Annotated in this window: 10 protein-coding genes; 7 read left to right on the top strand and 3 right to left on the bottom strand. The window is 49.4% G+C overall.

All coding sequences use genetic code 11. The features are described 5' to 3' along the window. The first annotated feature begins 113 nt into the window (after positions 1-113). The 7 genes from cls (at position 114) to I8J30_RS03050 (ending at position 9,725) form a co-directional block, all read left to right on the top strand. Positions 114-1,568 (top strand): cardiolipin synthase, encoded by a 1,455-nt coding sequence (gene cls, locus I8J30_RS03080; RefSeq protein ID WP_420831196.1) that lies wholly within the window; start codon positions 114-116, stop codon positions 1,566-1,568. 39 nt (positions 1,569-1,607) lie between these two features. Beyond that, positions 1,608-2,375 carry a GTP pyrophosphokinase gene (locus I8J30_RS33505; protein ID WP_276316066.1) on the top strand — a complete coding sequence of 256 codons (768 nt, stop codon included), beginning with the start codon at positions 1,608-1,610 and terminating at the stop codon, positions 2,373-2,375. A gap of 255 nt (positions 2,376-2,630) precedes the next feature. After that, a complete protein-coding gene (locus I8J30_RS03070) occupies positions 2,631-4,391 on the top strand; it encodes a sensor histidine kinase (protein ID WP_240547753.1) in 1,761 nt (586 codons plus the stop codon). After that, the gene (locus I8J30_RS03065) at positions 4,384-5,946 is read left to right on the top strand and encodes a response regulator transcription factor (RefSeq protein WP_210655256.1); all 1,563 of its coding nucleotides are present in this window, start codon (positions 4,384-4,386) and stop codon (positions 5,944-5,946) included. Before I8J30_RS03070 ends, I8J30_RS03065 begins: the two co-directional genes overlap by 8 nt. A 91-nt stretch (positions 5,947-6,037) precedes the next feature. Beyond that, positions 6,038-6,961, top strand: a complete 924-nt coding sequence (locus I8J30_RS03060) for an ABC transporter permease (protein WP_210655254.1) — start codon at positions 6,038-6,040, stop codon at positions 6,959-6,961. An 11-nt stretch (positions 6,962-6,972) separates the two neighbouring features. Further along, positions 6,973-7,878, top strand: coding sequence for a carbohydrate ABC transporter permease (locus I8J30_RS03055; RefSeq protein ID WP_210655252.1), 906 nt, complete (start codon positions 6,973-6,975; stop codon positions 7,876-7,878). 86 nt (positions 7,879-7,964) lie between these two features. After that, positions 7,965-9,725: an ABC transporter substrate-binding protein gene (locus I8J30_RS03050; protein ID WP_210655250.1), complete on the top strand. Its 1,761-nt coding sequence runs from the start codon at positions 7,965-7,967 to the stop codon at positions 9,723-9,725. 421 nt (positions 9,726-10,146) lie between these two features. On the opposite strand, the gene I8J30_RS03045 is transcribed toward I8J30_RS03050, so the two are convergent. The 3 genes from I8J30_RS03045 to I8J30_RS03035 form a co-directional block, all read right to left on the bottom strand. Further along, positions 10,147-11,040, bottom strand: a complete 894-nt coding sequence (locus tag I8J30_RS03045) for an AraC family transcriptional regulator (protein WP_210655248.1) — start codon at positions 11,038-11,040, stop codon at positions 10,147-10,149. Positions 11,041-11,077: 37 nt separating this feature from the next. Beyond that, positions 11,078-11,572, bottom strand: a complete 495-nt coding sequence (locus I8J30_RS03040) for an effector binding domain-containing protein (protein WP_338044787.1) — start codon at positions 11,570-11,572, stop codon at positions 11,078-11,080. A 118-nt stretch (positions 11,573-11,690) separates the two neighbouring features. Then, a complete protein-coding gene (locus I8J30_RS03035; protein ID WP_240547752.1) occupies positions 11,691-12,641 on the bottom strand; it encodes a nucleoside hydrolase in 951 nt (316 codons plus the stop codon). Positions 12,642-12,773 lie beyond the last annotated feature (132 nt).

The following is a 12,773-nucleotide window of genomic DNA, read 5'->3' as shown; positions in this document are numbered from 1 at the left end:
CCCCGGCCGCACGGGGCACGTCACCGGGCCCCTGCCACCATTTTGGCCTACGGCTCAAAATGGTTTATACTGGGTAAGGAATGCAAAGATGCTGCAAGCATTCGAGGAGAGGCATGCCGATGCTTAATTTTGGGAACTTTTTTACTTATTTGATGGTTGTTAATATACCGCTCGCGATTGCGGTTATATTCATGGAACGGCGAAACGTGGGCGTGACGTGGGCGTGGTTGATGGTGCTTCTCTTTCTGCCTGCGGTGGGGTTCGTGGTGTACCTGGTACTGGGGCAGAACCTGAGCAAGAAGAAGATCTATAAGCTGAACAAACGGACGAAAGAAACGATGAACGCGATGATCGAGAATCAGCGGCGGGAGTTTCGGGATAATCAGGTCGTGTTTAACGACGCGGCAGCGGCGAATTACGCGGATATGATCTATATGAATTTGACGAGCGGTTTTGCGCTGTACACGCAGAACAACAAGGTTGAAATTTATACCGACGGCAATGATAAATTTGGTGCGCTGTTCGATGATATTGAGCGGGCGAGCAGTCACATTCATCTCATGTACTATATTGTGCAGAACGACAAACTGGGCAATCGCCTGCTCGATGTGCTTGCAAGCAAAGCCAAACAAGGGGTCAAGGTCCGATTTCTCGTCGATGACATCGGATGCTCGCTGCTTCCGCGTCATTTCTTTGATCGGCTGCGTGCGGCGGGCGGAGAGGTCGCTTTCTTCTTCCCCTCCAAAATCCCCTACCTCAACATTCGCGTCAACTACCGCAATCATCGCAAGCTCGCGATTATCGACGGGCAAATCGGCTACATTGGCGGCTTCAATATTGGCGATGAGTATTTAGGGCAGGATGAGCGCTATGGGGCGTGGCGGGATTCGCATCTGCGCATTACCGGCCATGCGGTGCTCCAAATGCAGGCGCATTATATGCTGGATTGGAACATGGCGTCCTCGTCACCGATTACAAGGGATGTGCTGGAGCTGTTCCCGCCGACCGCCAATACGGGAAACGCGGGCATTCAGATTGTATCGAGCGGACCGGACCAAACGCTGGAGCAAATCAAGAACGCATATATCAAAATGATCAATTCCGCGAAGGAAACGATCTTTATCCAAACGCCTTATTTTATTCCCGATGAGAGCTTATTGACCGCTTTGAAAATGGCCGTATTATCCGGAATCGACGTGCGCATGATGCTGCCTAGCAAGCCGGATCACAAAATGGTGTACTGGGCATCGTACTCGTACCTGGGCGATTTACTCAGCGAAGGGATGAAATGTTATCTCTATGAGAAGGGCTTCCTTCACGCGAAAACGATCGTCGTGGATGGCCATGTCGCCTCGGTGGGGACGGCCAATGTGGACATTCGCAGCTTCAAATTGAATTTTGAAGTCAATGCGATTCTATATGATACCGAAACGGCGTCACAGCTGAAACGTATATTCGAGGATGACATGAAGGTCTGCTCGGAGCTGACTTATGAAGCCTATACGCAACGATCGACGTTTCACAGATTCAGGGAATCCTGCGTCCGGCTGTTATCACCGATCTTGTAGTGGGTAATACAGATGAGAGCAACAAGGAGTGTGAGAGAGATGATGGACAAGCAAATGGTCATGGAGTGGGCCAAAATGCTGATGAGCTATAAGTTTGCACTGGATGAAATAAGCACGAAACTGACGATTCTCAACGAAGAACTGCAATTCGTTCAGCATTACAACCCCATCGAGCATGTGAAAACACGGATAAAATCGCCGGAGAGCATCGTGGAGAAACTGCAGCGCAAAGGCGTGGAAGTGTCCAAAGAAAATGCGGCCGCGCATATCCGGGATATCGCCGGGGTACGCGTGATTTGCTCGTTCACAACTGACGTCTACCGCGTTTACGAGATGATTCTCAGACAAGGTGATGTGAAGGTCATCGAGGTCAAGGATTACATAAAGGATCCGAAGCCAAACGGGTATCAAAGCTTGCATATGATCATTGAAATTCCGGTATTCCTATCGGATCGCATTGAGCATGTGAAAGTGGAAATCCAGCTGCGGACCATCGCTATGGATTTCTGGGCCAGCTTGGAGCACAAGATCTATTATCAATTTCACGATGACATGCCCGATTCCATTCGCGATCAATTGAAGGAAACAGCCGATATGATCGGTGCGCTGGACAAGCGGATGCTGGGTTTAAAGGAGGAAGTACAGCGCTTCAGTGAAGATGCGCTGCATACCACGACATCCTCGCTTGCGTTGTCTCCGCCGGCACCACCCGCGCAATCAGCGGTACCGACGCCTAAACCGGCACCAAAACCAGCGCCTGTGGCTGCACTTTCACCCAAACCAGCACCTGCGCAGTCGCCGCTTTAGAAGTATCCGAACCGAAAGAACGATACCAACCGGTATCGTTTTTTTTGTTTTTTAACCAAAATCACTAATTATTACATGAAAAATGGAACAAATTTTACCTGTTCTTTCGAGTTTCAATTGATTAGAATGGAGAATATGCTTTTGAGCATCAGAAATAACCGTTTGTTTTGAAAACGCTTCCAGTAAATAGATAGCTCACGTACAGAAGGGAAGGCTTCAGCGATGTTCCGATTCCTAATCCGCAGCATGAATGACATGAAACTGAGAACAAAGCTTATTTTATCCTGTATCGTCGTTGTTTTCGTACCGGTCATGATGGTCGGGGTCTTCCTGACGAGCGAGCTGCGGCATATGGCGCTGGAAAACGCGCTTGAACAGACTGCTGCAAACGTGGAGCGGGTAAAGAAACGGACGGCCGAGGTGATCAATGTCTCGAATGATATTTCTTATCGGATGTCCAATGACAGCCGGCTCGCCGGACTCGCGAATGGTCAATATGAAACCGTTTACGACGTCGTGAAGGCGTACAAGGATTACCCGGATATTAAAGAATACATTCGCTTGTATAAAGAGATTACCAACATCCGTTTCTACATCAATAATAAGACGCTGCTTAACAACTGGGAGTTCATTCAGCCGACAAGCGCCATTATTCGGTCGAAATGGTATCAAACGGCGATCAACAGCAGCGGGCTGATCGGCTGGAACTATATCGAGGATGAACGCGATCATCTGCCCTATTTGAGCTTAATCCGCAAAATCGATTTTCTGAATCAGCATAACATCGGCATACTCGTCATCAATGTGAACGGGCGAATGCTGGATTCGATTCTCAATCAAGAAACCTTCGAGACGATGATCGTGGATGAAGATAATCATATCGTGTCCGCGAACCGTCCGAATCGGGTAGGAAAGACGCTTGCCGATATTTCATTTGATCCGAACGTCGTCGATAAGCAAAGCGGGAGATTCCAAGCGGTCGTGGACGGCAAATCCTCTCAAATTCAAATCGAACAGCTCGTCCCGGCTTCAAGCTTGAACGGGATTCGGATTATTTCGGTCTTTTCCATCGACAGCATCGTGAAGGAAGCCAATCAAATTATTGTGCTGGCGCTGTCGGTTGTTGCGATCAGTCTCGTAGTGGCAATCGGCTTAATCTATGGTTTTGCGACGTTTCTCTCGAATCGACTGCTGCGTCTAAGCAAGCACATCACGAAGGTTGCGACCGGTAACCTCGATATTGCGCTCGAAATTGACGGGAAGGACGAGATTGGACAGCTGTCCAGGCAGTTCAACGCCATGGTGGTCAGCATTAACGAGCTCCTCATCGAAGTACAGGAATCAAACAAGCAGAAGGTGCAAATTCAGTCGAAGCAAAATGAAATCAAATTCAAAATGATGGCCAGTCAAATCAATCCCCATTTCTTATTCAATGCGCTCGAATCGATTCGGATGAAGGCCCATTTGAAGGGGGAGAAAGAGATTTCGAATGTCGTTAGGCTGCTGGGCAAAATGATGCGCAAAAATCTCGAAGCCGGCAATCGAACCGTCATGCTGCGCAATGAAATCGATATGGTTCGCTGTTATTTGGACATCCAGAAATTCAGATATGAAGATCGGCTCATGTATGAACTGCTGGTTGATCCCGCCGCGGATATGGCACCGATTCTTCCGCTTATCATTCAGCCTCTGGTGGAGAATGCCGTTATTCATGGACTTGAGAACAGGGAAGAAGGCGGTCTCGTTCGCGTGAAAGCCGAATTGCTGGGGGATATGATTCACGTCGAAGTCATTGATAATGGCGAAGGCATGGTGCGGGAGAGGCTGGAAGAAGTCCTGCAAACGTTTGGCGATCAAGAGGATGGGGAAGGCAACCGCATCGGGCTTCGAAATGTTCATATGCGGCTGAAGCTTCTCTATGGCAGCGAGTACGGACTCGATATTTGGAGCGAGCCGGGCATTGGAACCAGAGTGCAATTTACGATTCCTATTGGAGGCGATTCTGCTTATGTATAAAGTGCTCATTACAGATGATGAACCTACGATCCGCGAAGGCTTGCGAACGCTAATTGACTGGAACGAACTTGGTTATGAAGTGGTGGACACCGCAGCAAACGGGAAGGATGCGCTTGCGAAATATGATCGGCATAAGCCGGATCTGATGATCGTGGACATTCGAATGCCGGGAATGAGCGGGCTTGAGCTGATAGATCAGCTGCGCAAGAACGAACAGTCCGTTCATGTGCTAATCCTGAGCGGCTATGCGGACTTCGACTATGCCAAGAAGGCGATTGCGCTGGATACGGACGGCTATCTGCTCAAGCCGGTCGACGAGGACGAGTTGGTCGATTATTTGGTCAAGCTGCACGCCACACTGATGCGAGAATCGGCGCAGAAGCTCAAGAGCGAGTTGAAGGAAGTGTGGAATCGCGAGCGAATCGTGCAGTCTTATCTGATTCCGGGCAGTCAGGTGCCAGCTGCACTGCAGGAGAACGAATTGACGGATGCGGACCTTAATTGGGACAGCTATACCGTCGTGCTCCTGAAAATGCAAGGCAAGGGGCATGAGATCGAGCATGGACAGCTGATGAGGCTGAAGGGGCTGTTCGTTCAAGCATTTGAGGAGACGGGTACAGGCGTTGTGTTTACCATGGATTCCTTTATCGGGCTGCTCGCGAAGAAGGATCTGAGCTTGGAGCAGAAGCGGCAGGCATTATTCAAAGACATGGCCGCCCTATTGTCCCAAGAGGACCTGGCATTTACTGCAGCGGCAGGATCAAGCGTGAATCGATTAGAAGATATCGGCAGCTCATACGAGGAAGCGGCGAAGTTCGTCAGCATGCGATTCTTCTATGCGGGTGGTCAGCTAATAACAGCAGAAACGGCACCAATTGCAAAGACTGCTCCAATAATCGACGCAGCGGCTGAAGAAACCGTGTTCGATTGCGGCGAAACGGCTGCAAAGTTGTTTTTTGCCATCGATATCGGGAATGCGAAAGCGATAGCGGAATTGGTTGCGGAGAAGGGCAAATTTCTGTTGGCGTGCGGCAGCTCGGAGCAAACGATAAAAGCTACGCTTGCCGAAATTGTTACCTGCGTGATCAGCAAGCTGTCGCAGCATGATCCTGACATGCAGACAAGGGGAGGGCAGCTCTCTGCCAGCATCCATGCCATATTCGAGCAAACGCACTACAACGAGATGGAGCTGCATGTCATTGCTTTTTTGCAAGGCTTAAAGCCCGAATCGGCAACCGTTGGCACGGGCAAACAAATCAAGAAGATGCTTGATTTGATTCAGCGCAATTATGTGGAGAATTTGAAGCTGGATGCGCTGGCGGCTGTATTTAACTACAACAGCGCCTATCTCGGCAAGCTGTTCAAGAACGAAACAGGCGAATATTTCAACACTTATCTGGATAAAGTTCGGGTCGAGAAAGCGAAAGAACTGCTCACTCAAGGGATGAAAGTGTATCTGGTTGCCGAGAAGGTCGGGTACTCCAATGTCGATTATTTTCATAGCAAATTTAGAAAATACGTCGGAACTTCACCGTCCTCTTATCGGAAAATGTGAGATTTTTATATGATTTTGAGCAAAATTGTTAGGGTATTGAAAACGCTTTATTTTCCTTATCATTAGATCATACAGCAAGGAGGAATTGCTTATGAACTACCGGAAGCCGCGTTTCTGGCACACATTTATGCAGCAAAAATATTTGTATCTCATGTCTCTTCCCTTTATAGCTTGGGTGTTCGTATTCAGCTATTTGCCGCTCTGGGGATGGACGATGGCGTTTCAGAAGTTCAAGCCCGCCAAATCATTTTTCGAACAAGACTGGGTAGGATTGCAGTATTTCAAGGAACTGTTCCAAGACGATTCGTTCTTCCAAGCGCTGCGTAATACGCTTGCGATGAGTGTGATGGGTTTGATTGCCGGATTTACGATTCCGATTATCTTCGCCATCTTGCTCAATGAAGTTCGCATTCAAGTGTTCAAGCGTTTCGTTCAAACGATTTCGTACCTGCCGCATTTCGTCTCATGGGTCGTGGCAGCGGGCATCGTAACGAAAATGCTCTCCACCGATAACGGTGCGGTGAACGACCTGCTAGTCGGTCTTCACATCATCAGCGAACCGATTCAGTTTTCGGCCAAAGGCAATTTGTTCTGGGGGATCGTAACCGCCTCGGATGTATGGAAAGAAACCGGATGGAACACGATCATCTATCTGGCCGCAATTGCCGGCATTGGACCGGAGCTCTACGAAGCTGCAAGAGTGGACGGCGCGAGCAGGCTGCAGCAGGTTTGGAACATTACGCTGCCGGGTATTCGCTCCACGATCATCATTCTCGTTATTATCTCGATTGGTCACTTGATCAGCATCGGGTTTGAGAAACAGTTCTTGCTTGGCAACAATCTAGTCCGCGATTATTCACAAACGCTCGATTTGTATGCGCTTAACTACGGGTTAGGGATGGGACGATATTCCTTCGGTACCGCGATTAACATCTTCAACTCTGTCGTCAGTGTTCTCTTGCTCTTCACGGCTAACGGCATTTTCAAGAAAATTACGAAAGAAAGCATTATATAGGAGGCTGCCAAATGGAAACTCGCTCACTATCCAGCGGTACGCCTTGGTCCGACCGCATCTTCGATATCGTTGTCTATACGGCCATTATCATTGTTACTGTCGCCACGCTCTATCCGTTTCTAAATGTTCTGGCGATCTCGCTTAACGATTCAACAGACAGTGTGCGCGGCGGCATCACCATCTTCCCGCGGCAATTCACACTGAAGAACTACGAAACCATATTTGCCTTCTCCGGGTTAATGACCGGACTCAAAATATCCATTCTCCGGACGATTGTCGGCACGATTCTTGGTCTCATCAGCGCTTCCATGCTGGCGTTCACGCTGAGCCGGGTCGACTTCCAGGGACGGAAATTCGTATCCACGTTCTTGGCTCTCACGATGTATGTATCCGGCGGCTTGATTCCGTTCTACATCCTGATCAAGGATCTTCACATGATGGGCACCTTCGCCGTCTATGTGCTGCCAGGACTTGTTAGCGCATTCAACGTCTTCGTTATTCGGTCCTTTATCGATGGGATTCCTTATGCATTGCAAGAATCCGCTAAGCTCGACGGTGCCAATGATTTCACCATTTACTGGCGCGTCATTCTGCCGCTGACGAAGCCGGCACTCGCCACGATTGCCCTGTTCCTTGCAGTCGGTCAGTGGAACTCTTGGTTTGATACTTATCTGTACAACGGCTCGAAGGATCATCTGACAACGCTGCAATACGAGCTCATGAAGGTCATTCAGAGCACGACAACGAACGTCGATAATTTCCGCGGCCGCAACATGGTCGAGGTGATGGCGCAGATTTCGCCGGAATCCGTAAAGATGGCCATTACGATTATCGTTACGGTACCGATCCTGATCGTATATCCGTTCTTGCAGAGCTATTTTGTCAAAGGGATGACGCTTGGTGCGGTAAAAAGCTAACGGCTCGCTTCGATTCGCCAGACTTTGGTATTAGCAGGTTTCCTGTTTATACAATATAATTTTCACATAATGGGAGGGTTTGCAACATGCAAAGAAAGACAGCCAAAACAGCTTCGATTCTAATGTCGCTCACCATGCTTGCTGGATTACTTGCTGGCTGCGGTGGCAACAACAATGAGAAAAACAACGAAACAAGCAATTCTGCCGTAACAACGGAAGGCAATGCCAATTCGAATGCCGCAAATGCTGATGCTAACAAGGACGCTGCAGCGGAAGATACGTCTCCAATCACGTTCTCCATGTTTGCTGAAGACCCGAATCCGAACTGGAATAACATGCAAGATGAAGTCAGTAAAGAACTTACGAAGAAAACCGGCGTAACGCTGGATGCGGAATTCGCGGTCGGCGATCCGGCGCAGAAGGTAGCGCTAATTGCAACAAGCGGCGAATATCCGGATATCATTTCGGCTAAAGGCGATATCGGCAAACTGGTTGATGCCGGCGCTGTAATCGACCTGACTGATCTGATCGATAAATATGCTCCGAACATTAAGAAAGTACTGGGCGACTACCTGGTGCGCGCTAAATATACGAATGAAGATCAAGCGATCTATGCAATCCCGACTTGGGCAGCAGCAGATGAGCAGCGTTTCGTTGCCGGCGGCGGCTTCGAGCTTCAGCACCGCGTAGTAAAAGAAGCGGGTTACCCTGAGATCCGTACGGTTCAAGACTATGAGAATGTAATCAAATCGTACCTGGAGAAGCACCCGACGGACGAGAACGGCAACAAAAACATCGGTGTATCCTTGAATGCCGATGACTGGCATATGTATATTTCCGTAACGAACCCGGCTGTAGCAACAACAGGGGGTTCCGATGACGGTGAGTATTTCATCAACCAAGATACGCATGAAGCGATCTACCACTTCCGTCGTCCGGAAGAGAAAGAATACTTCCGCTGGTTGAACCATATGAACGATATCGGCTTGCTCGACAAAGAAAGCTTCGTTCAAAAATACGATCAATACAAAGCGAAAGTAGCAACAGGCCGCGTCCTTGGTCTGATCGACCAAGACTGGGATTACAATGATGGCCAACAAGCATTGAAAACAGCCGGCAAGTTCGATCAAACGTATGGTCACTATCCGGTTACCATGTCCAAAGACATTAAAGAAGCATCGTTCTGGCCAACCGGTTTCATGGGCGGCTACGGCATCTCCATCTCCAGCACGAATCCGGATCCCGTTCGTACGATTAAATTCTTGGATTACCTGGCTTCCGATGAATTCCAAGTGCTTAACAACTGGGGTATCGAAGGCAAGCATTACAATGTAGTAGACGGCAAGCGCGTTGTACCGCAAGAAGTACAAGATCGCATCAACAACGACAATACGGCATTCACGAAAGAAACAGGTATCGGCTTCTACTGGAACATGATGGTTCACTACGGCGATGGCGCCAAAGATCCATCCGGCAACTACTACACGAAGAACTTCCCTGAGCAGCTCGTTCTTGGCTACAGCGATGTAGAGAAAGAAACGCTTGCCGCTTACAAAGCAACTACATGGAAAGACCTGTTCCCGAAAGAGGACGAGTTCAAAGTTAAGGCATACGGCGCTGCATGGAACATCTCGATTCCGGGCGAAGATGAAGTATCCATTCTTGGCACGAAGATGAGAGACATCACATGGAAACGTATCCCTGAAGCGATCCTGGCTAAACCAGCTGACTTCGACAAAGTATGGGATGCATACATGGCAGACCTCGACAAAGCCGGCGTGAAGAAAATGGAAGAAGGCTACACTAAATACGTGCAAGACCGCGTTGAGCTTTGGAGCGTGAAGTAAGGATTAGCTAGACATGCAAGACATGCAAGACATGCAAGACAAAATGCCTCTTACACCTTTGTGTGTAGGAGGTTTTTTTGTTGTGCCGAATGGCTTGCAGTCGAATGGCGCATGGGGGGCGGGCTGGTGCTAAGTGGCTGGAAGGTGAGTAGTATTCAGAGAGGGAGTGCTAACGCGGAACAGCGAAAAAGGTAGCAACCACATGCGGAAGAGTTGCTCTGGGGGCAATTTACCTGCACTCCAGTAAAAGAGAGGTATCAGATACCGTACAAAGAACAATAAGAGCCGGTTGTCATCAAAAGAGAGGTACCAGGTACCGCTCATCAAATAGCGAACGCCACTTTGCCGCGCGGGGAGCGCCGCCTATTGAATCAGCCTCCCGACAATGCAATAAACCGACCTATACCTTGGGACGTTCCCGCTAGGTTCGCGCATTCAACCGCCGGCGGTATTCGCCCGGCGTCTGGCCGGTGTGCTTGCGGAACATGCGGTTGAAGAAGCTGACGTCGTTGAAGCCGACGTCCAGGGCAATGTTGAGCACCTTGTTGTCGGTGGTCTCAAGCAGAGTTACGGCATGCCGGATTTGGACGGCGTGCTTATAGTCGAGCAGGCTGAGACCGGTTGTTTCCTTGAACTTGGCGGTGAAGGAAGAGACGCTCATGCCGCATAATTGGCTTAGCTGCTGCAAGGTGAGCGGCTGATAGTAATGCAGCTCCACGAAGTTGACGATGGATTCCATCCATTCTTTATCGCTGACGGCGACGGGCTGCAGCGTTTTGCGGTTCTCGTGATGGAAGCGGCTGAGCCAGACGAGACATTCAATCCACCTTGTCTTGATGATGAGCTGATAGCCCTCCCGCCGCTGGCGGAATTCGTCGTAGATGGTTTGCAGATGCGATTGGATCTGGAGTTTCTGACCGGGCTGAAGGGAGTGATAGGGAACGAAGGATTGCGTTTTGCGCAGAAAGGGAACCAGGTAGAAGAAGTTGACGAACGAAGGCATTTGCTGCAGCACTTCCATCTCGCGCTGAAGAAAGGATGCTTCGAAGAGAACATTGTACACGATCGTTTCCTTCTCCGATGAACAGGTATAGCTGTGATAGACGTTGGGCTCCAGCACAAATACGTCCCCGGCAACAAGCTGGTAGGTATGGCCGGACATTTCATGAAGCGCGCTGCCTTCCACGACGAAGACAAGCTCCACAAAGTCATGCGTATGCGAAGGGATATGCTCCCCCTTCTGGATCGTGTAGCGATCAATATGGAAGGGGAAATTTTCCTGATGGAAGTAATTTTCACCTCGGAATACGGTCATGGGCTCCTCCTGGAGGGGACTTCTATATCAACAATGATTAGGACAATAGAATTGGAAAAGAATATCGAGCGAAACCTTCGGCATTATAGCGATAGCGCTCGCAGATGATATAATCTCGCGGCTGCGGATCAGGCTGCAAAGCGTTCGTCTCAATAAATGCTTCGATAATTTCTCCGGCGCCTTCAAAATCACCATCTTGGCTGGCGGCAACGACACAGCTCTGAGCGGGGACGGTCATGCGCGCAAACCATTCCGGTATTCCTTCAAACGTAGTCACTTCTACGGATAACAGATAAGCATGCGTATTCGGGACATCCTGTTCAGCAGCCTGCGGCCACATCCCATACTGGACGGAAGCATCAATGATCTGAGGCATATGTGCGGCAAGTCCAAGCAAGCTTTCTTTCGCGTGACGGAATTTGCTCCCCATGTCCTGAAGACCAATACAAGGGATGCCGATCAATTTCATTTCCGCATGATCAACAAGTTGAGCCCTCTTCTCCGGCAAAACTGAAATATTCAGCTGTCTCACCCAATCACCTCTAAGGAAGATTCATACAAGTTCATGATAAGGGAACGTTCGTTCTTAGTCAATGCAACAAAATCGAAAGGGACAGCGCAGCCAATTCTGCCCTGTCCCTTGATTCCCACTATACAAACACTTCCAGCATAAGATCGATCGCGCGGTCCGCATCAACGTTAATGCACACGTCAACCGGGGAGCCGGCGACCGGCTTTCTCCGCAGGTCAGCAACGGTCATACCCAGGGTTAGCTCGCCTTTGCATTCCACCGAAAGATGCATTTGCTGCGTCTGCACGATGCCGGGCTCCAGTGCAACCAGCACGGCAAGTGGGTCATGCATAGGCGCACATTGCTGCAAGGCATCCGACTGGCGGTAGAAATTGAAATAGTAGGACATGGACCGATTCAGGAAGCTGACAATCTCGCGATTCTCCGGCTTGCAGGATTGCTCCAGCAGATCCAGATGCGATTGGCGAAGCCGTGTTTGATAGGTGACGTCCAAACCGACCATCGTGATCTTCAAGCCGGATTGGAAGACGAAGTCGGCTGCTTCCGGATCACCCCAAATGTTCGCTTCGGAAGTCGGTGTCACATTGCCGGCAACATGAACGGCTCCGCCCATTAAATAGAGATGCTTAACCTTCGAAGGAAGCTCAGGGTCCTTCTTCAGCGCATGCGCGATATTCGTAAGTCTGCCAAGCGCAACGATAACCAGTTCGTTCTCCAGCTCATCCGCCTTGCGAACGATGAAATCGTCAGCGGGTTCCGAAATTGGACGCTGCGTAGAAGCGGGAAGCTCCACATCGCCGATCCCGTTAACGCCATGAACATGCGTAGGGAATACTTTCACGATGCGTGTAAGGGGCTGTGAAGCACCTTGACTGACGGGAATTTCGTTCTCTCGTCCGGCTAGCTTTAAAATTCGCAATGTATTCTCGGTGGCTTGATCGACGGGAATATTGCCAAAAGTCGTTGTAATCCCTACGATATCCGCCTTTCCTGACTTGATTCCATAGAGGATGGCCAGTGCGTCGTCAATTCCCGTATCGGCATCGATGATCATTTTCAGCTGTTTCATTATGTAACTCCTTATCCAATTGTTAAATCATGCTATAGTCCAGTATAACCTTCCCGGCGCCGCAGCACCAATATTAGGGTGAAAAGTGTTGAACATTTCGACGATGAAAATTAAACTTAATAGTATTCATGC

Source organism: Paenibacillus lignilyticus (genome assembly GCF_017942085.1).
Classification (GTDB): Bacteria; Bacillota; Bacilli; order Paenibacillales; family Paenibacillaceae; genus Paenibacillus_Z; species Paenibacillus_Z lignilyticus.
Note: the sequence above shows the minus strand (reverse complement) of the source record. Positions and strands in the feature narration are given on the sequence as shown.